This is a genomic window from Bradyrhizobium sp. USDA 4504, assembly GCF_054063995.1.
On the sequence record NZ_JBSSGV010000001.1, the window covers coordinates 8,186,388 to 8,205,211 of the forward strand.

17 protein-coding genes are annotated in these 18,824 nt (G+C 65.3%); 10 read left to right on the forward strand and 7 right to left on the reverse strand.

Annotated features, from left to right (window positions below; genetic code table 11):
- Positions 1 to 68: 68 nt before the first annotated feature.
- Positions 69 to 245, reverse strand: coding sequence for a hypothetical protein (locus ACVMB1_RS38405; protein WP_156436140.1), 177 nt, complete (start codon positions 243 to 245; stop codon positions 69 to 71).
- 310 nt (positions 246 to 555) lie between these two features.
- Here ACVMB1_RS38405 and ACVMB1_RS38410 point away from each other — a divergent pair, with 310 nt between their 5' ends.
- The 4 genes from ACVMB1_RS38410 (at position 556) to ACVMB1_RS38425 (ending at position 5,091) form a co-directional block, all read left to right on the forward strand.
- Entirely contained in the window at positions 556 to 1,503 is a 948-nt protein-coding gene (locus ACVMB1_RS38410; protein ID WP_076825215.1) for a TAXI family TRAP transporter solute-binding subunit, read from the forward strand.
- Between the two features lie 186 nt (positions 1,504 to 1,689).
- Positions 1,690 to 3,798, forward strand: a complete 2,109-nt coding sequence (locus ACVMB1_RS38415) for a TRAP transporter permease (protein ID WP_076825213.1) — start codon at positions 1,690 to 1,692, stop codon at positions 3,796 to 3,798.
- Positions 3,759 to 4,172, forward strand: coding sequence for a DUF1850 domain-containing protein (locus ACVMB1_RS38420; RefSeq protein WP_076825211.1), 414 nt, complete (start codon positions 3,759 to 3,761; stop codon positions 4,170 to 4,172). Before ACVMB1_RS38415 ends, ACVMB1_RS38420 begins: the two co-directional genes overlap by 40 nt.
- 112 nt (positions 4,173 to 4,284) lie before the next feature.
- A complete protein-coding gene (locus tag ACVMB1_RS38425) occupies positions 4,285 to 5,091 on the forward strand; it encodes an SDR family NAD(P)-dependent oxidoreductase (protein ID WP_076825209.1) in 807 nt (268 codons plus the stop codon).
- Positions 5,092 to 5,313: 222 nt separating this feature from the next.
- Here the strand turns inward: ACVMB1_RS38425 and ACVMB1_RS38430 are convergent, their stop codons facing one another.
- Positions 5,314 to 6,858 (reverse strand): cation:proton antiporter, encoded by a 1,545-nt coding sequence (locus ACVMB1_RS38430; RefSeq protein ID WP_076825207.1) that lies wholly within the window; start codon positions 6,856 to 6,858, stop codon positions 5,314 to 5,316.
- Between the two features lie 135 nt (positions 6,859 to 6,993).
- Between ACVMB1_RS38430 and ACVMB1_RS38435 the strand changes: the two genes are divergently transcribed.
- From ACVMB1_RS38435 to ACVMB1_RS38445, 3 genes are all read left to right on the forward strand, one after another.
- Positions 6,994 to 7,764, forward strand: coding sequence for a tetratricopeptide repeat protein (locus tag ACVMB1_RS38435; RefSeq protein WP_083714897.1), 771 nt, complete (start codon positions 6,994 to 6,996; stop codon positions 7,762 to 7,764).
- Positions 7,765 to 7,962: 198 nt separating this feature from the next.
- Positions 7,963 to 9,870 carry a propionyl-CoA synthetase gene (locus ACVMB1_RS38440; RefSeq protein WP_076825205.1) on the forward strand — a complete coding sequence of 636 codons (1,908 nt, stop codon included), beginning with the start codon at positions 7,963 to 7,965 and terminating at the stop codon, positions 9,868 to 9,870.
- Between the two features lie 309 nt (positions 9,871 to 10,179).
- Positions 10,180 to 10,452 (forward strand): hypothetical protein, encoded by a 273-nt coding sequence (locus tag ACVMB1_RS38445; RefSeq protein ID WP_075969207.1) that lies wholly within the window; start codon positions 10,180 to 10,182, stop codon positions 10,450 to 10,452.
- A gap of 109 nt (positions 10,453 to 10,561) precedes the next feature.
- Here ACVMB1_RS38445 and ACVMB1_RS38450 read toward each other — a convergent pair whose 3' ends face one another.
- Positions 10,562 to 11,260: a DUF1013 domain-containing protein gene (locus ACVMB1_RS38450; protein ID WP_076825203.1), complete on the reverse strand. Its 699-nt coding sequence runs from the start codon at positions 11,258 to 11,260 to the stop codon at positions 10,562 to 10,564.
- A 229-nt stretch (positions 11,261 to 11,489) separates the two neighbouring features.
- Between ACVMB1_RS38450 and ispH the strand changes: the two genes are divergently transcribed.
- The 3 genes from ispH to rnhA are packed head-to-tail and all read left to right on the forward strand — an operon-like array spanning position 11,490 to position 13,899.
- On the forward strand, positions 11,490 to 12,464 hold the full coding sequence (ispH, locus tag ACVMB1_RS38455; RefSeq protein ID WP_057016404.1) for a 4-hydroxy-3-methylbut-2-enyl diphosphate reductase: 975 nt from the start codon (positions 11,490 to 11,492) through the stop codon (positions 12,462 to 12,464).
- Positions 12,465 to 12,469: 5 nt separating this feature from the next.
- Complete coding sequence (locus ACVMB1_RS38460) at positions 12,470 to 13,450, forward strand: homoserine kinase (RefSeq protein WP_057016403.1); 981 nt, start codon at positions 12,470 to 12,472, stop codon at positions 13,448 to 13,450.
- Positions 13,447 to 13,899 carry a ribonuclease HI gene (gene rnhA, locus ACVMB1_RS38465; RefSeq protein WP_076825261.1) on the forward strand — a complete coding sequence of 151 codons (453 nt, stop codon included), beginning with the start codon at positions 13,447 to 13,449 and terminating at the stop codon, positions 13,897 to 13,899. The genes ACVMB1_RS38460 and rnhA overlap by 4 nt, the downstream gene beginning before the upstream one ends.
- Positions 13,900 to 14,138: 239 nt before the next feature.
- Here the strand turns inward: rnhA and ACVMB1_RS38470 are convergent, their stop codons facing one another.
- From ACVMB1_RS38470 to ACVMB1_RS38485, 4 genes are all read right to left on the reverse strand, one after another.
- A complete protein-coding gene (locus tag ACVMB1_RS38470; protein WP_018269652.1) occupies positions 14,139 to 14,624 on the reverse strand; it encodes a peroxiredoxin in 486 nt (161 codons plus the stop codon).
- Between the two features lie 210 nt (positions 14,625 to 14,834).
- Complete coding sequence (locus ACVMB1_RS38475) at positions 14,835 to 15,392, reverse strand: DUF924 family protein (protein WP_057016402.1); 558 nt, start codon at positions 15,390 to 15,392, stop codon at positions 14,835 to 14,837.
- 22 nt (positions 15,393 to 15,414) lie between these two features.
- Positions 15,415 to 17,097, reverse strand: a complete 1,683-nt coding sequence (locus tag ACVMB1_RS38480) for a long-chain fatty acid--CoA ligase (protein ID WP_076825259.1) — start codon at positions 17,095 to 17,097, stop codon at positions 15,415 to 15,417.
- A 175-nt stretch (positions 17,098 to 17,272) separates the two neighbouring features.
- Positions 17,273 to 18,721 (reverse strand): D-alanyl-D-alanine carboxypeptidase family protein, encoded by a 1,449-nt coding sequence (locus tag ACVMB1_RS38485; RefSeq protein WP_456849717.1) that lies wholly within the window; start codon positions 18,719 to 18,721, stop codon positions 17,273 to 17,275.
- Positions 18,722 to 18,824: the final 103 nt, after the last annotated feature.

An 18,824-nucleotide genomic window follows, 5' to 3' on the forward strand; every position in this document is an offset into this window, starting at 1 on the left:
CTGCGTCATTGTCGGACATCAGATCGCATCATGCAGAGTGCTGCGCGGAGCGCCGACGGCGAATCAGATCACCCGTTTTGTGATGCCAATGCAGATGTGCGTGACGTCGTCGCTGCTGTTCGCAACGTCTCCCGCATCAACGCGCAGTAGCCGATCAGCGCGGCACAAGCGACGGCTGCAAGCAACAGGAATGCAGCGCTGCAACCGGCATGGACGACAATGAATCCGGCGATAGCGGTGCTCAAGCCGACATCCGGGGCCGCAAGCCGATCTTCGCTGCTTCGTTGCGGCCGGTCCGCGCCGCGAACGCCCTGGGTCCGACAATGCCAAGTGTCCCGCGGCGATCGCCGGCGCGAACACCGGGCCGCTAGCGGCCGCCAGCGGCTGGGTCGCGGCGACCAACTCGAAGCGGTCGCCCGGTCGCGCGGAGAGTTCCCGCGCAGGTAAGGTGGTGTTGCTATCGGGGATTTCCGCCGCGCATGCGTCATTTGGATGGGTTGACCCGGCGGGGGTGTCCGGCCAATTTCCGGCCGGCTTAAGGGGAGAATAATACTCATGAATTCCAAGTTGATGGCTGCCGCGATCGTGGCAGCCAGCGTTTTGTCCGCGCCTGTCGCACAGGCCGAGCAGTTCATTAACGTGCTCACCGGCGGCACCTCCGGCGTCTACTATCCGCTCGGTGTCGCGATGGGGAAGATCTACGGCGACAAGATCCCCGGCGTGAAAACCCAGGTGCAGGCGACCAAGGCCTCGGTCGAGAACCTGGTGCTGCTGCAGCAGGGCCGCGGCGAGATCGCCTTCACGCTCGGCGATTCGCTCAAAGCCGCCTGGGAAGGCGACGCCGAGGCCGGCTTCAAGAACAAGCTCGACAAGCTGCGCACCATCGGCGCGATCTATCCGAACTACATCCAGATCGTCGCGACCGCCGAGAGCGGCATCAAGACGCTCGCCGATCTCAAGGGCAAGAGCCTGTCGGTCGGCGCGCCGAAGTCGGGCACCGAGCTCAACTCGCGCGCGATCCTCGCGGCCGCCGGCATGAGCTACAAGGATCTCGGCAAGGTCGAGTACCTGCCGTTCGCCGAATCGGTGGATCTGATGAAGAACCGCCAGCTCAACGCCACGCTGCAGTCCGCCGGCCTCGGCGTCGCCTCGCTGAAGGACCTCTCGACCTCGAGCGAGATCACCGTGGTCGCCGTGCCGAAGGAGACCGTCGACAAGATCGGCCCGCCGTTTGTCTCCGTGATCATCCCGGCTAATACCTATACCGGCCAGGACAAGGACGTGCCGACCGCCGCGGTCGTGAACTACCTCGTGACCTCGAGCGCGGTGTCGGACGATCTCGCCTATCAGATGACCAAGCTGGTCTACGAATCGCTGCCGGAACTCGCCAATGCCCACGCCGCGGGTAAGGAGATCAAGCTCGAGGCCGCCGCGACCGGCAACCCGGTTCCGCTGCATCCCGGCGCGATCCGCTATTACAAGGAGAAGGGCCTGATCAAGTAGGGCCGGAACGTCTGCTCCTTGCCGTCATTGCGAGGAGCGAAGCGACGAAGCAATCCATCTCTCCCCTGTGGCGCGATGGATTGCTTCGCTTCGCTCGCAATGACGTGGCGCGTTTTTCCTGTCCCGGCTTTCGGTGGGCGGACTCAGTGGATATAAGCGCTGTTGGCACGGCGGGGGACTGATCATATGCAGCAGCAGGTTGAGGGCGAGCAGCCCATCAAGGTTGAATTCGACAATTTCGAGCATGGCTTTCCGGAAGGCTTCGGCCCGGGTGCCTGGGGGCATCTGGCCTATGCCATCGGTCTCGCCTTTGCGGTGTTCCAGCTCTATGTCGCGGCTTTCAACTACCTGCCGAGCCAGGTGGTGCGCGGCGTCCATGTCGGCTTCCTGATCCTCCTGACCTTCGGCCTGATCGGCAATTTCACCGCCAAGACCGATTTCGGCCGCGCGGTGAGTTGGATCGTCGGCGTCGCCGGGTTCCTCTGCGGGCTCTACCAGTGGATCTTCTATGCCGACCTGATCGCCCGCGACGGCGATCCGACCAACATGGACCTCGCGGTCGGCACGCTGCTCGCGGTCCTGATCTTCGAGGGCACGCGGCGGCTGATGGGGGCGGCGCTGCCGCTGATGTGCGGCGCCTGTCTGCTCTACTGGTTCTTCGGCCAATATCTGCCGTCGCCGTTCAATCACCGCGGCTATGACTTCGACCAGATCGTCACCCATCTCTCGTTCGGCACTGAAGGCTTCTACGGCGTGCCGATCTACGTCTCGGCAACCTACATCTTCCTGTTCATCCTGTTCGGCTCGTTCCTGGAACGCGCCGGCATGATCCAGCTGTTCACCGACGTCTCGCTCGGCCTGTTCGGCCGCACCCGCGGCGGCCCCGCCAAGGTCGCGGTGTTCGCTTCGGGCATGATGGGTACGATCTCGGGTTCGGGCGTCGCCAATGTCGTTACCGTCGGCCAGTTCACGATCCCCCTGATGATCAAGTTCGGCTATCGCCGCGCCTTCGCCGCCGGCGTCGAGGCCACCGCCTCGATGGGCGGCCAGATCATGCCGCCGGTGATGGGCGCGGTCGCCTTCATCATGGCCGAGACGCTCGGCGTGCCCTATTCGGAGATCGTCAAGGCCGCGGTGATCCCGGCGATCCTCTATTTCGCCTCGGCGTTCTGGATGGTGCATCTGGAGGCCGGCAAGCACGGCCTCGTCGGCATGAAGCGCTCGGAGATCCCGAGCGCCTGGAAGGCGCTGGTGGCGCGCTGGTACCTGGTGTTGCCGCTCGCGGCGCTGGTCTACATGCTGTTCGAGGGCTTCACGCCGCTCTATGCCGGCAGCATGGGCCTTGCGCTCACGGTCGCGCTGATCCTCGGCGCCAGCATCACGCTCGGCTTCTCCAACACCATCGTGCGCTCCATCTTCTGGATCGGCCTCGCGCTGGTGGTTGCCGCGGTGTCGCGCCACGGCATCGAGATCGTTCCGGTCGCGAGCGTCGTCGCCGGTTTGATCGTCATCGCGGCGATCACCCGCGGCGGCCGCGCCACGCTGAAAGCCTGCCGCGACTCGCTCGCCGACAGCGCCAAATCGGCGCTGACGGTCGGCATGGCCTGCGCCATCGTCGGCACCATCATCGGCATGATGACGCAGACCGGCGTCGGCACCATCTTCGGCAGCTGGATCATCGGGCTCGGCGCCAAGAGCCTGTTCCTGGCGCTGATCATGACCATGCTGCTGTCGATCCTGCTCGGCACCGGCATCCCGACGATCCCGACCTACATCATCACCGCGGCGCTGGCTGCACCGGCGCTCGCCAAGCTCGGCGTGCCGCTGATCGCAAGCCACATGTTTGCGTTCTACTACGGCATCATGGCCGACCTCTCGCCGCCGGTTGCGCTCGCGGCCCTGGCGGCGGCGCCGATCGCCAAGGAGAACCCGGACAAGATCGGCTGGGAGGCGATGCGGATCGCGCTGGCCGGCTACGTCATTCCGTTCATCTTCGTCTATTCGCCGGCGCTGATGCTGCAGACCGGGGATCCGATGCAGGCGCAACTCGGCTTCTACGGCGCGGTGGCGCTGGCGACCTTCAAGGCGCTGGTGGCGATCGGATTGTTCGGCATCGTCGCGATCGGCTTCCTGTTCACGCGGCTGACTTTCATCGAGATCCTGGTCGCGTTCGGCGCCGCGCTCTGCCTGCTCGGCGATTTCCCGTTCTCGGATACAGCGGGCTTCACGCTCGCTGCTGCTGTCGTGCTATGGCAATGGCGGCAGCGTCCGCGCAATGCGGTGGCGGCGGCTTGAGCCTCTGCCTCGCTTCCGCGGGAGTCGTGAAGGCGCTGTCGATCGCGGCCTTCACGCTCGCCTGGACGCATTCGATCGAGAAGAGCGCCTGGCAGGAGGACTGGCTGGTCACGCCGGCCGGGCTCACGCTGCAACAGGCGCGCGTCAAGGGCACGGGCGCCGGCATGGAGCCGCGGCCGGAGGCGCGCCTCGTCGATGGCTGGTTTCAATGGTCGCCCCCGCCGGCGCCAAGGGCGGAGGTCGTGCTCGGCAATTCCGGCGCCGCGGGTGAATGGCACCTGTGCCAGGAGGGACACTGCCAGACGCTATCGGAGATTATCGGGCATCCGATCGGTGCTAATGTCACGACGATGAGTGTTTGCGAGAATCCGTAGTAAGTATCCGTAGCCCGCATGAGCGGAGCGATATGCGGGGGATAGCGCTCCCGGATATCGCTTCGCTCATCCGGGCTACAGTCACGACAAGAACAACAAGGGAGAAAGACCGATGGATCGGCTCAAGGGCAAGGTTGCGATGGTGGTCGGCGCGGGTTCGATCGGGCCCGGCTGGGGCAATGGCAAGGCGACCGCCGTCACCTTTGCGCGCGAGGGCGCCAGCGTCTTCTGCGTCGATCGCAACGGCGCCGCGGCGGAGGAGACCGTCGGCATCATCACCGGCGAGGGCGGCAAGGCTGTCGCATTCACCGCCGATGTCTCGCGTGCCGGCGAGGTGGAGGCGATGGTCGCGGCCTGCCTCAAGGCCTATGGCCGCATCGACGTGCTCGACAACAATGTCGGCATCGCCGAGGTCGGCAGCGTGGTGGAAGTTGGGGAAGCCGAGTGGGACCGCGTCTTCGCGGTCAACCTCAAGAGCGCCTATCTGTCGATGAAGCACGTCATTCCCGTCATGATCAAGCAGGGCGGCGGCTCGATCATCAACATCTCCTCGATCGCCTCGATCCGCCATGTCGGCATTTCCTATGTCAGCTACAACGCGAGCAAGGCCGCGATGAACCAGATGACGCGCTCGACCGCGGTCGAGTTCGCCTCGAAGCATGTGCGCGTCAACGCGATCCTGCCCGGACTGATGAAGACACCGATGGTCGCGCATTCGGCCAGGCTGGCGCAGAGCTACGCCAAGGGCGATGTCGAGGCGATGTGGCGCGCCCGCGACGCGCAGGTGCCGATGGGGCATATGGGCGACGCCTGGGACGTCGCCAATGCCGCGCTGTTCCTGGCGTCGGACGAATCGAAGTATGTCACCGGCATCGAGCTCGTGGTCGACGGCGGCATCACCTCCAAGTCGGGTGCTTGAAGTCGGGCGCCTGAGCAGCGAACTTCGCTTTACCTCGCCCCGCGTGCGGGGAGAGGTCGGAATGCATCGCTAGATGCATTCCGGGTGAGGGGGATTCTCCGCAAATGCAGCTATCGCCGGTTACGCGGAGACAGCCCCTCACCCCAACCCTCTCCCCGTAAAGAACGGGGAGAGGGAGCGCAGTGCTGTCGCGGCGGCTATTCATCCGAACCTCATGGCGTTTTAGGCCTCCACGCTGAGCTCGGCGCGGTCGAGCTCTTCCTCGACCAGATGGAATGCGTCGTCGCCGATCGCCTCGATGCGGCGCAGATTGAGCAATGCCTGACGCGCCGCGGCGATGGCGCGGCGGCGCAGCGGATCCGACGGCAGCTCGCGTGAGGTCAGGCCGCCGTCGGGATCATTCTCCGCGCGCAGCAGCACGGCGCGATATTCGAGCCGCAGGATCTCGGCCTCTTCCGACGGGTCGGCGTCGATCTCGTCGAGCGCGGCGCGAAACACCACGCCGCGGGCATGGGCCGCCTCGCGTCCGACCGGATCGTCGTCCGCGAAATTCAACGCCAGGATCAACGGCCGCAGCGTCAGTCCCTGGATCACGAGCGAACCGAGCACTACGGCAAACGCCGTCAGCAGGATCAGATCGCGATACGGAAACCATTCAGGGAGCGCAAACGCCGCCGCCAGCGTGACGATGCCGCGCATTCCGCACCAGGACACGATGAAGCCGCGCTTCAAGGTCGGCACGGCGTCCACCACGTGGGCCGGCAGCAGGTTGCGCGCCTTCAGTGTGCGCAGCAGCGCGCCGTAGGGCATCACCCAGAGGATGCGAGCGAGGATCACGACGGCGAGGATCGCGGCGGCAAAGCTGCAATATTTCCACCGCACCTCGTCGTCGAGTCCGGACCAGATCGGGCGCAACTGCAGGCCGATCAGCATGAAGGCGAGCACGTTGAGCACGAACACGACGGTTTCCCACACCGCGTAGGACGACACGCGCAGCCGCGCCGATGTGCGGGCCGGCGCGGTGCGCGAGATGGTGATCGCATAGGCGATGATGGTGAGGATGCCGGACAGCCCGAGATGCTCGGCAATGATCCACACCATGAAAGTGCCGCCGAACTGCGTGATGATCGCGCTCGGTGCCTCGGTGATGCGACGCGTGATCATCATCCAGACTTGCGCGAACAGGAAGCCGGCGGCGAGGCTGCCGACCAGCGCAATCGTGATGGACGGCACGAACTCGCGGATCTTCATGTGCTCGGCGGCGACGAGGCCGACCGCGACGCGATAGATGAGCAGCGCGCTGGCATCGTTGAGCAGGCTTTCTCCTTCGAGGATCTTCTGGATCCGGTAGGGCAGGTTGACCTGGCGCAGGATCGCGGTGGCTGCGGCCGCGTCCGGCGGTGCCACGATGGCGCCGAGTGCGATCGCAACCGCCCATGGCATGTCCGGGCGCAGCCAATGCGCGACCACCGCGACCGCCGCTGTGGTGACGCCGACCGCGACCACCACCAGCGTCGAGACCGGCAGCCAGTTGTTACGGAGATCGCGCAGCGAAGTGTCGAACGCGGCGTCGAGCAGCACCGGCGCGACGAACAGCGCCAGCGCCAGTTTCGGTTCCAGCGCCCAGGTCGGGGCCCACGGCAGCAGCGTCAGCAGCACGCCGCCGAGCGCCAGGAAGGTCGGGTAGGGCACCTTGATCCGCCGCGCCAGCGCCGATAGCGCCACCGCCGCGAGCAACAGCCCGATGATCCATTCGAATGTGAGCAAGCCGAACCCCCGATGCAGCCGATCGTCGCAATTGACGTATAATCCAGCGTGTGGTTTTGCGGCAAATGGCGCGCCGCCGGGCATCGGAGGCCGGCGGTTCGGGCGCGGAAGAGGGACGATTTGTCGGCGATCAGGATGCGACGCAAACCTGCAAATCTGGCCGCGATGCTGGTCTGTGTCGGCCTGTCGGGCGCGCTGATGACGGGCGTTGCGCGCGCCACCGGCAGCGAACCGGGCGAGGATGTGCAGGCCAACGCCGGCCCCTGCATCGCGGCGGCAGCGGCCGCCGATGACGACAAGATCATCGATGTCTGCGGCGCGCTGATCGACAATGAGAAGGCGACGAGGCCCGATCGCGTTAAGGCGCTGATGGCGCGGGCGGGCGCCTATGACCGCAAGCAGATGATCGATCGCGCGATCGCAGACTATGACACCGCGCTCAAGCTCGATCCATCGCTTGCCGATGCGCATAATGCGCGCGGCGAGCTGTGGCGCCGCAAGGGCGACCGGCCGAAGGCGATCCTGGATTTTGGTGCTGCCGTCAAGCTCGACCCCAATCACGCCGCCGCCAGGGCCAACTACAAATCGCTGTCGCTGGAGCTGGAGCGGATCGGCGCCATGATGGCGGTCGCCGGCAAGCCGAGCTTCGATTGCCGCAAGGCGCGCCGGCCGGTGGAGAAGGCAATCTGCGCCAATCCCACGCTTGCCGATCTCGATCGCGAGATCGTCGCATCCACCTTCCGCACGGTGCGCGAGGCGCAGACCCCGCGCGAGGCGCGCGAGCTGCAGCGCGCGCAGGATCAGTTCATCGCCCGCCGCAATGCCGACTTCGGCAAGCCGGGCTACGATCTGGAAAAGGCGATGCGCGAGCGGCTGCAGCGGATCAACGGCGTCGACGGCTACTAGTGCTCCGTTCCGATCGAAGCGGAATGAGCTCTAGATTCTTGTTTTGACGCGTTTTCTTCACGCGAACCGGGACCCACCTCGCTCGAAAACGCTTTGCTCCGACCCGGCCGAAGGTCGCGGTCATTTCGGCTTGAAACGGCGCCACTTCCCGTGACAATGGTCGGCAAATGACGCGCGACCGCGCGAGGGAGAAACGCGATGAATATCCAGCAGAGCCGGTATCATGAGGTGTATGCACGCTCGCTCCGGGACCCCGAGGGCTTTTGGGCGGAAGCGGCGCGCGAGATCGACTGGATCGAGCCGGCCAAGAAGATCTTCGATCCCTCCATGGGCGCCTATGGGCGCTGGTTCGCGGGCGCCGTGGTCAACACCTGCTACAACGCGCTGGATCGCCATGTCGCCGGCGGCCGCGCCGGCCAGGTCGCGCTGATCCACGATTCGCCGCTCACCAACACGATCACCAAGTTCACCTATTCCGAATTGTTGGAGGAAGTGCAGACGCTGGCTGCGGTGATGCAGGATTTCGGCGTGGCGAAGGGCGATCGCGTCATCCTCTATATGCCGATGGTGCCGGAGGCCGTCGTCGCGATGCTCGCCTGCGCGCGGATCGGCGCGGTGCACAGCGTGGTGTTCGGCGGCTTCGCGGCCAAGGAGCTTGCGACCCGCATCGATGACGCCAAGCCGAAGCTGATCTTCTCGGCGAGCTGCGGCATCGAGCCCGGGCGCATCGTGCAATACAAGCCGCTGCTCGACGAGGCGATCCGCCTCGCCGGCAGCAAGCCCGAGACCTGCATCATCCTGCAGCGGCCGCAGCAGGCTTGCGAGCTCACCGCGGGCCGCGATCATGACTGGGCGACGCTGCGCCGCGCCGCATTCGACGCCGGCAAGGCCGCGCCGTGCGTGCCGGTAGCCGCCACCGATCCGCTCTACATCCTCTACACGTCGGGCACGACCGGAATCCCGAAGGGCGTGGTGCGCGACAATGGTGGTCATCTCGTCGCGCTGAAATGGTCGATGCACAATCTCTACGGCGTGAAGCCCGGCGAGATCTGGTGGTGCGGCTCCGACATCGGCTGGGTGGTCGGCCATTCCTACATCGTCTATGGCCCGCTGATCCACGGCGCGACCACCATCATGTACGAGGGCAAGCCGATCGGCACGCCGGATGCCGGCGCGTTCTGGCGCGTGATCAGCGAGCACAAGGCGGTCGCCTTCTTCACCGCGCCGACCGCGTTCCGCGCGATCAAGAAGGAAGACCCCGAAGGCAAGTTCATCCGGAATTACGATCTCTCGAGCTTCCGCACCCTGTTCCTCGCCGGCGAGCGCGCCGATCCGCCGACCGTGGAGTGGGCCGAGCAGCAGCTGAAGGTGCCGGTCATCGACCACTGGTGGCAGACCGAGACCGGCTGGTGCATCGCCGGCAATCCGGTCGGGCTCGGCCAGCTGCCGGTCAAGCACGGCTCGCCCACGGTGCCGATGCCGGGCTATCAGGTCGACATCGTCGACGAGGCGGCAAAGCCGGTGGCGGCTGGCACGATGGGCTCGATCGTCATCAAGCTGCCGATGCCGCCGGGCTGCCTGCCGACGCTGTGGCAGCAGGACGATCGCTTCAGGGACGCCTATCTCTCGGAATTCCCCGGCTACTACAAGACCTCGGATGCCGGCTACAAGGATGCGGACGGCTATGTCTGGGTGATGGGCCGCACCGACGACATCATCAATGTCGCCGGCCACCGGCTCTCCACCGGCGGCATGGAGGAGATCCTCGCCTCGCATCCCGATGTCGCCGAATGCGCCGTGCTCGGCGTCAAGGACGCGATCAAGGGCGAGGTGCCGTGCGGCTTCCTGGTACTGAAGGCCGGCGTGACCAAGCAGCCCGCCGAGGTCGAGAAGGACGTCGTGGCGCTGGTGCGCGACAAGCTCGGGCCGGTCGCCGCGTTCAAGCTCGCGATCACGGTGGCGCGGCTGCCGAAGACCCGTTCCGGCAAGATCCTGCGCGGTACCATCAAGAAGATCGCCGACGGCGAGCCCTGGACCATGCCGGCGACGATCGAGGACCCGAAGGTGCTCGACGAAATCGGCGAGGCGCTGAAGGGGAAGGCGTAGCTCTTGTTGCCTTGCCCCGCTTGCGGGGAGAGGCCGGGTCGCATGGCAATGCGATCCGGGTGAGGGGGGCTCCGCGCGCTCGCTGCATTCATTCTGCGGAGGCGGCCCCTCACCCCAACCCTCTAAGAGCGAGCAGCGCTCGTCTCGACCCCGCAAGAGCGGGGCGAGGGAGTGCTGGCACCTCCCGCGCCTGAGGTCGGCACCTGTGGAACAAGACTTCCGCATTCGGAAGCAAAACGGCCTTGATTTTGATGGATTGCCGGGTCATCCCGGCCTCCCTGTCATATGCCATGAGATACGGACCCACGGATGCGATCCATTTCCGCTCGCGCGCCTCTCGCCTTGCTGCTCGCGCTGCCGCTGCTTGCAGGCTGCCTCGAACGCGGCCGATCGCCGATCGCGGAGAGCATGGGCGACGACGATCAGTACTGCCAGGCCGGCGGCAAGGTGGCGGTCGGCTCGCCTGATTACGTCGCCTGCCGCAAGAACCGCGACGTGCAGCGCCAGAACGCCGAAGCCCGCACCGATCGGCGGCAGCGCGATCTCGGCGAATACATGATGAACAATCCCGACCGGCATTGAGCCGCGCCGACGGTCGCCGTCACGCCCATCGCATGCGCTTCCAAGCAAAAACGCGGCAGGTTGCCCTGCCGCGTTTCGTATTCTGCGCTTCGAGTTGCGCGATCCGCGCTTACTCTTCCTCGTCGGCGGGCTTCTTGCCGCCGATCGTCTTCAGCTTGGCGAACACGGCATCGACGTTGAGATCGTCGTGGCGCTCGATCGGCTGATCGTCCAGCTCGTCCTTGCGCGTGGTCTCGGAGGCCGGCAGCAGCGTGGCGCCGCCGTAGACCGTGGTGGTCGGCTTCTCCTTGGCGGCGCGCTGCACCTCGAAATCGAGCTCGATCTGCGAGCACAGGCCGAGCGTCACCGGGTCCATCGGGGTCAGGGTCGAGGCGTTCCAGTGGGTGCGGTCGCGCACGCTAGCGATCGTGGTCTTGGTGGTGCCGACCAGACGCATGATCTGGGCGTCCTTCAGCTCGGGATGGTTGCGGACCAGCCAGAGGATCGCGCTCGGACGCTCATGGCGGCGCGACACCGGGGTGTAGCGCGGGCCCTTCTTCTTGGCGGCGGAGGGCAGCACCACCTTGCTCTCCTGGAGCCTGAGGCGGTAGTTCTGGTCGCGCTCGCCGCGCTCGATCTCCTCGCGGGTCAGCTGGCCGTTGGAAATCGGGTCCATGCCCTTGATGCCCTGCGCGGCGTCGCCGTCGGCGATGGCGCGGACCTCGAGGGGGTGCATTTTGGTAAAATCGGCCACCTGATCGAAGGTCAGGGCGGTATTGTCGACCAACCACACGGCAGTCGCCTTCGGCATCAGCGGTGCGTTGCTCATGGCAAATCTCCTTTGTGCTTCGCCCACCTCTGTCGAGGCGAAGCTGGTAGTCATCGGCGATGACGGGAATTATAGGGCCTATATAAGCCCTCCGGGGGGAATGGCGCAATGGGCCAGCAAAATCGCCTTGACAGCGCCCGAAAGCAGTCCCAAGTCCTTACTCAAATTGGCCGTTCCCCGCCCGCCGGCGAGGGGTGATTCGGTCCCGAGATTGCCCCGAGACAGCCCGATGTCAGCCAAAAAACCCGACCTTAGAATCGTGCTTTGTTCCCCCCGCGGCTTTTGTGCCGGGGTGGTCCGTGCCATCGACACGGTCGAACGTGCCCTCACCATTTATGGTGCGCCGGTCTATGTCCGGCACGAAATCGTCCATAACAAGTATGTGGTCGACAGCCTGAAGACCAAAGGCGCCATTTTCGTCGAGGAATTGGCCGAAATTCCCGACGATACCAACGCGCCGGTGGTGTTTTCGGCCCACGGCGTTCCGAAATCGGTTCCCGCCGAGGCCAAATCCCGCAATTTCTTCTCGTTGGACGCGACCTGCCCGCTGGTGACCAAGGTGCACCGCGAGGCGGCGATCCATTTCAAGCGCGGCCGCGAGATCCTGCTGATCGGCCATTCCCACCACCCCGAGGTGGTCGGCACGCTGGGGCAGCTGCCGGCGGGCGCCGTGACCCTGATCGAGACCGCCGAGGACGCCAAGACCTTTGTTCCGAAGGACCCCAACAACCTCGCCTTCGTGACCCAGACCACGCTGTCGATCGACGACACCGCGGAGATCGTGACGCTGCTCAAGCAGCGCTTCCCGAACGTCAATGGTCCGCACAAGGAAGACATCTGCTACGCGACCACCAACCGTCAGCTCGCGGTCAAGAAGGTGGCGCCGGTGGTCGACGCCCTGATCGTGGTCGGCGCGCCGAACTCGTCGAACTCGCAGCGCCTGCGCGAGGTCGCCGAGCGCGAGGGCTGTCCGATCGCCGTGCTCGCCCAGCGCGCCAGCGACATCGACTGGAGCAGGTTCGAAGGCATCACGAGCCTCGGCATCACCGCGGGCGCCTCTGCGCCGGAAGTGATCGTCGAGGAGATCATGGGCGCCTTCGCCGAGCGCTATGAACTGCACGTGGAGACGGTCTCGGCCGCGGAGGAGAACGAGTTCTTCCCGCTGCCGCGTTCGCTGCGGCCTGACGCTGCCGCGGCGGAATAGACCATATGGCGGTCTACACCGACGTTGCCGCCGAAGACCTCGCGGAATTCCTCAAAAGCTACGACATCGGCGAACTGCTCTCCTACAAGGGCATCGCCGAGGGCGTCGAGAATTCGAACTTCCTGCTGCACACCAGCCAGGGCGCCTACATCCTCACGCTCTATGAGAAGCGCGTGGCGGAGGACGACCTGCCGTATTTCCTGTCGCTGATGGCCCATCTCGCCGAGCGCGGCGTGTCGTGCCCGCAGCCGGCGCGCAACCGCAAGGGCGAGGTCACTAGCCGGCTCGCCGGCCGGCCCGCCGCGATCATCAACTTCCTCGAGGGCGTGTGGCCGCGGCGGCCGAACGTGGCGCATTGCTCCGGCGTCGGCGAGGCGCTGGCCAAAATGCACGTTGCCGGCCGGGATTTTCCGCTGGTCCGCAACAATCCGCTGTCGGTCTCCGGCTGGCGGCCGCTGTTCGATCTCGCCGCCGCGCGGGCCGACAGCGTGCAGCCGGGCTTGCACGACTTCATCGCGCGCGAGCTCGATCATCTCGAAGCCGCCTGGCCGACCGATCTGCCGGTCGGCGTGATCCATGCCGACCTGTTTCCCGACAACGTGTTTTTTCTGGGCGACAGGCTCTCGGGCCTGATCGACTTCCCGTTCGCCTGCAACGACATCCTGGCCTACGACGTCGCGATCTGCCTCAACGCCTGGTGCTTCGAGCCGGATCATTCCTTCAACGTCACCAAGGCGCGCGCATTGCTCAACGCCTACGGCCGCGAGCGCCCGCTGTCGGCGGCGGAAGAGGCCGCGCTGCCGCTGCTCGCGCGCGGTGCCGCGATGCGCTTCCTGCTGACGCGCCTGGTCGATTTCCTCAACGTGCCCGAAGGCGCGCTGGTGCAGCCGAAGGACCCGCTGGAATATGTCCGCAAGCTGCGCTTCCAGCAGAGCGTCGCTGCTATCAACGACTATGGCGTCACGCCGGCCGGGTGCGCGGCGTGAGCGAAAAGCCGCATGTGACTGTTTTCACCGATGGTGCCTGCTCCGGAAATCCGGGGCCGGGCGGCTGGGGCGCGATCCTCAGATTCGGCGAGGTCGAGAAGGAATTGAAGGGCGGCGAGGCGCACACGACCAATAATCGCATGGAGCTGATGGCGGCGATCTCGGCGCTCGAAGCCTTGAAGAAGCCCTGTGTGGTCGATCTCACCACCGACAGCCAGTATGTCCGCCAGGGCATCACCGGCTGGATCCATGGCTGGAAGCGCAACGGCTGGCGCACCGCCGACAAGAAGCCGGTCAAGAATGTCGAGCTGTGGCAGCGTCTGGACGCCGCGCTGAAGCCGCATGAGGTGCGCTGGCACTGGATCAAGGGCCACGCCGGCCACGCCGAGAACGAACGCGCCGACGAGCTGGCGCGCGAAGGCGTGGCGATGGCGCGGCTGAAGGGGTAGGGCGCGCCGTCGCGTCCGCGATCGCGGCCACCGCCAGTCCTCAAAACCGTCATCGCCCGCGAAGGCGGTCGATCCAGTATTCCAGAGGTGCTCGATCGTAGGTTGGGCACGCTTGCGCTTTGCCAACCCTACGACGCTACGATCGTCACCTCGTCATTCCGGGGCGATGCGTCAGCATCGAACCCGGAATCTCGAGGTTCCGGGTTCGGCGCTTCGCACCGCCCCGGAACGACAGAAAACTACAACTGACCGAGCAGCGTGTCGCCGCCGGAAACCTCGACCTTGCCCGGGGCGGGCTCGAGGTTGAGCTTCTTCACCACGCCGTCCTCGACCAGCATCGAGTAGCGCTTGGAGCGGATGCCGAGGCCGTTGCCGGAGGCGTCGAGCTCCATGCCGATCGCCTTGGCGAAGTCGGCGTTGCCGTCGGCGAGGAAGACGGCTTCGTCGCGCTGGTCGGTGTCGCGCTTCCAGGCGTTCATCACGAAGGCGTCGTTGACCGAAACGATCGCGATGGTGTCGACGCCCTTGTTCTTCATGGCATAGGCGTTGAGGAAGATGCTCGGCAGATGCATCTTGTGGCAGGTGCCGGTATAGGCGCCGGGCACCGCGAACAGGGCGACCTTCTTGCCCTTGAAAATGTCGTCGGTGGTTTTGACCTGCGGACCCTCGGCGGTCATCACGCGAAACTTGGCTTCCGGCAGCTTGTCGCCAACATTGATCGTCATCGTTGTTCTCCCTCGGTGAAGCGGAACTGTCTTAAACTGGGCTACAGCACGGCACAATACGGGCTCGCCGAAGAACGGCAATGCCGGACGTCAAAGCGTTTTCGAGCGAAGTGGATCCCGGTTCGCGTGAAGAAAACGCGTCAAAACAAGAATCTAGAGCCCCGTTCCGATGCAATCGGAACGGAAAAGGCTCTGGTCACCGTTCCGTCATCAGCCGGAAAACCCGCCGGCGTCGAGAAATGCCTGCTCCTCGGCCGTGGTCTGCCGGCCCAGCACGCGATTGCGGTGCGGGAAGCGGCCGAACCGGCGGATGATGTCGGCGTGGTCCTCGGCGTATTTCAGGTTGTCGGGATGGCAGTCATATTGCCCGAACAGCGTCACGCAGCGCTGCTGGTCGTCGAGGTCCTCCGAATGCTCGAACGGCAGATAGAGGAATTCGCGCAGCACGGGGGCGGTCCGCGCATCGACGCCGCGGTCGATGGCGCGCCTTGCCACTTCACGCGCCAGCGCATCGCTTGAAAAGGTCCTGGCGTCGCCTCGAAACAGGTTTCGCGGAAACTGGTCGAGCACGATGGTCAGCGCCAGCGCGCCCTCATCGCTCGCCTCCCATGACGACAATTCGCCGGCAGCCGCCTTCTGCCAGGTGGCAAGGAAGCGGCTGCGGATCTCGGCATCGAAGGCGTCGTCGTGCTTGTACCAGCGGTCGCGGCCGGCATTCCGCCAGAAGCCAAGCACGTCAGCCGGCGTCGCGAGGCTTGCGTCAGACATCGAACGTCAGTCCACTCACGCCTTAGGCCGCGGCCTTCTTCTCGTCGCGCAGCTCGCGGCGCAGGATCTTGCCGACATTGGTCTTCGGCAGGTCGGTCCTGAACTCGATCTGCTTCGGCACCTTGTAGGCGGTGAGCTGGGTGGCGCTGAACTTGATGATGTCCTCGGCGGTGATGTTCGGGTCCTTCTTGACCACGAAGGCCTTCACCGCTTCGCCGGACTTCGCGTCGGGCACCCCGATCACGGCGCATTCGAGCACGCCAGGATGGCTTGCGATCACTTCCTCGATCTCGTTCGGATAGACGTTGAAGCCGGAGACCAGGATCATGTCCTTCTTGCGATCGACGATCTTGGTGTAGCCCTTCTCGTCCATCACGCCGATGTCGCCGGTGCGGAAATAGCCGTCCGCGGTCATCACGCGCGCGGTCTCGTCGGGCCTGTTCCAGTAGCCCGCCATCACCTGCGGGCCCTTGGCGCAGATTTCGCCGGCCTCGCCGATCGGCAACTCATTACCGTCATCGTCGCGGATCGAGAGCCAGGTCGAGGGGACGGGAAGGCCGATCGTCCCGGAGAACTCCTCGATCGTGGCAGGATTGCATGTCAGGGTCGGCGACGTCTCCGACAGGCCATAGCCTTCCGACAACGAGATGCCCGTAACCTTCAACCATTTCTCGGCGACCGGCCTTTGCGTCGCCATGCCGCCGCCGTTGGCGATCTTCAGCTTGGAGAAGTCGAGCTTGTCGAATCCGGGCGTGTTCAGCAGGCCATTGTAGAGGGTGTTGACCGCCGGGAAGAAGCTGACTTGGTACTTCGACAGCTCCTTGACGAAGCCCGCCATGTCGCGCGGATTCGGAATCAGCAGATTGGTGCCGCCGGCCCGCATGCCCAGCAGATAGCAGGCGGTGAGCGCGAAGACGTGATAGAGCGGCAGCGCGCAGACGATGACCATCTGTTCGACGATCGGCGGCTTCGCCAGCGCCGGCTGCAGCCAGGCGTCGTTCTGCAGCACGTTGGCCAGGATGTTGCGGTGGAGCAGGGTCGCGCCCTTGGAGACGCCGGTGGTGCCGCCGGTATATTGCAGGAAGGCGACGTCATCGAGCGTCAGCGTCGGTTTGTTGAGCTTGGCGGCGCGGCCGGCTGACAGCGCCTCGTTGAAGCCGACGGCGCCGGGAATCGACCAGGCCGGCACCATCTTCTTCACCCGGCGCACCACCAGATTGACGATCACGCCCTTGAGGCCGAGCAGGTCGCCCATGCTGCCGACGATCACGTGCTTGACCGCGGTGTTGGGAAGCACCTTCTGCACGGTGGTGGCAAAGTTCTCCAGAACGATGATCGCCTCGGCGCCGGAATCCTTGAGCTGGTGCTCGAGCTCGCGCGGGGTGTAGAGCGGGTTGACGTTGACCACGGCATAGCCGGCGCGCAGCACGGCGGCGGTCGCGATCGGATATTGCAGCACGTTCGGCATCATCAGCGCGACCCGTGCGCCCTTCTGCAGGCCCTTGCTCTGCAGGTAGGCACCGAGCGCCGTCGACATCCCGTCGAGCTCGCGATAGGTGATCGCCTTGTCCATGCAGATGAACGCCTTGCGATCGGCGAATTTCTTGAAGCTTTCTTCCAGCAATTCGACCAGCGACGAATATTGCGTGACGTCGATATCCGCGGGCACGCCGGCCGGATAGTGCTTGAGCCAGATGCGCTCCATGATGGTCAATCCCCTCTCTCAAACTTGGCTGATGTCCCGGATTGCTTCCGGGTTTTCCGACCTTGGCCGCGTTATTTCAGGCAGTATTGAGCGATGCCGCGGCCAATGGCAAGCCGCTGCGCGTTATCGACGCATTGGAGAAAATGACGGTCGGAAATGACGGGCGGGCGCTGCGCTAGCCGGCCGGCTTGGCGTCGGCTTTCGGCTTGTCGGCAGCCTTGGGTTTGTCGGCCGCAGTCTTGGGCTTGGCAGCCGGCTTTGCCGCCGCCGGCTTGCCGGCAGGCTTTGCGGCGGCGGGCTTGTCGGCCGCGGCCGTCTTCGCAGCTGCGGCATCCGGCTTGGCGTTGGCGTGACGCGCGGGCTTGGCCGCCGGCTTGTTGTCCGACTTGGAGGCACCCTTGGTGTCGGCCTTCGCGTCATCGGCCGCATCGGGCTTCTTGCCCGCGACGCGGCTGTGCTTGCCCTTGGCGCGCTTGACCGGCTGCATCTTCTCGGTGTCGGCCTCGACCGCGGCGATCAACGCAGCACCGGTCTTGGTCGGCCCCGTATAAACCACGACCGGCTCGGAGGCCGCGGCCGGCTGCGCCAGCATGTCGGCTGGCTTGGTCGGCATCGCAGCCTGCAGGCCCGAGGCGAAGAAGCTGACGCCGCCGTCGCCATTGGTGCTGGAGCTTCCGGCGCTGGCGACGGTGTCTTCTGCGTCCTCGTCGCTGGCGGGCCGCTTGTGCTTGGGACCGCACATCTCCTCGCGCAGGTTCGGCGGCGTGGAATCGATCGGCACCAGATTGCCGACGGTGCCGAGCGAGGGCCGCAGCCACGCCATCCCATTGTTGGCAAAGCCGCGGTCCAGGAGCTGCGCGGCGCGGATCGCGCGCATGCGGCCCGAGGAGGCGCCGAGCACCACGGCGATCAGCCGCTTGCCGTCACGCGTCGCCGACGCCACGAGATTATAGCCGGAGGCGCAGATGAAGCCGGTCTTGAAGCCGTCGGCGCCGGGATAGCGGCCGATCAGCTTGTTGAAGTTCTGGGTGATGCGGCGGCCGAAGCGGATCGACGGGATGTGGACGAAATACTCGTATTCCGGCAGGTCGCGGATGATGGCGCGGGCGAGGATCGCCATGTCGCGCGCCGAGGTGATCTGGCCGTCGGCGGGCAGGCCGTTCGGATTGACGTAGCTCGTTTGCGTCATGCCGAGCCTTTGCGCGGTCTGGTTCATCATCCCGGCAAAGCCGTCGATCGAACCGCCGATGCCCTCGGCCAGCACCACGGCCATGTCGTTGGCCGACTTCACCAGCATCATCTTCAGCGCGTTGTCGACGGTGACCTGGGTGCCGGGCCGGAAGCCCATCTTCGAGGGCGACTGCGACGACGCGGTCGGCGACACCGTGAGCAGCGTGTCGAGCGAGACGCGGCCGTCCTTGACCGCCTTCAGCGTCACATAGGCCGTCATCATCTTGCTGAGCGAAGCCGGGTACCACGGCATCGTCGCATTGTCGGCCTGCAGCACCTTGCCGGAATCGGCCTCGACAACCAGCAGTGCCTCGGCTTGCGCCATTTGCGGCGAGGCGATGGCGAGCATCGCGACGGCCAGAATCCATTTCAATGACGGGCGAGGAAGGTGCACGAATCCGGTTCCGGTCCTTTGAGACCCGCCTTGAAAAAAGGAGGTCTTGCGATTGTGACGTACGGGTTTCAAGCGTGTCCGGCGCCGCATTGCGGCGATGCAA

Bases quoted from the DNA above. Each gene is read 5' to 3' on its own strand.
- ACVMB1_RS38410 (WP_076825215.1), top strand. From the start codon at position 556: ATGAATTCCAAGTTGATGGCTGCCGCGATCGTGGCAGCCAGCGTTTTG.
- ACVMB1_RS38415 (WP_076825213.1), top strand. From the start codon at position 1,690: ATGCAGCAGCAGGTTGAGGGCGAGCAGCCCATCAAGGTTGAATTCGAC.
- ACVMB1_RS38420 (WP_076825211.1), top strand. From the start codon at position 3,759: ATGGCGGCAGCGTCCGCGCAATGCGGTGGCGGCGGCTTGAGCCTCTGC.
- ACVMB1_RS38425 (WP_076825209.1), top strand. From the start codon at position 4,285: ATGGATCGGCTCAAGGGCAAGGTTGCGATGGTGGTCGGCGCGGGTTCG.
- ACVMB1_RS38435 (WP_083714897.1), top strand. From the start codon at position 6,994: ATGCGACGCAAACCTGCAAATCTGGCCGCGATGCTGGTCTGTGTCGGC.
- ACVMB1_RS38440 (WP_076825205.1), top strand. From the start codon at position 7,963: ATGAATATCCAGCAGAGCCGGTATCATGAGGTGTATGCACGCTCGCTC.
- ACVMB1_RS38445 (WP_075969207.1), top strand. From the start codon at position 10,180: ATGCGATCCATTTCCGCTCGCGCGCCTCTCGCCTTGCTGCTCGCGCTG.
- ACVMB1_RS38450 (WP_076825203.1), bottom strand. From the start codon at position 11,260: ATGAGCAACGCACCGCTGATGCCGAAGGCGACTGCCGTGTGGTTGGTC.
- ispH (WP_057016404.1), top strand. From the start codon at position 11,490: ATGTCAGCCAAAAAACCCGACCTTAGAATCGTGCTTTGTTCCCCCCGC.
- ACVMB1_RS38460 (WP_057016403.1), top strand. From the start codon at position 12,470: ATGGCGGTCTACACCGACGTTGCCGCCGAAGACCTCGCGGAATTCCTC.
- ACVMB1_RS38470 (WP_018269652.1), bottom strand. From the start codon at position 14,624: ATGACGATCAATGTTGGCGACAAGCTGCCGGAAGCCAAGTTTCGCGTG.
- ACVMB1_RS38475 (WP_057016402.1), bottom strand. From the start codon at position 15,392: ATGTCTGACGCAAGCCTCGCGACGCCGGCTGACGTGCTTGGCTTCTGG.
- ACVMB1_RS38480 (WP_076825259.1), bottom strand. From the start codon at position 17,097: ATGGAGCGCATCTGGCTCAAGCACTATCCGGCCGGCGTGCCCGCGGAT.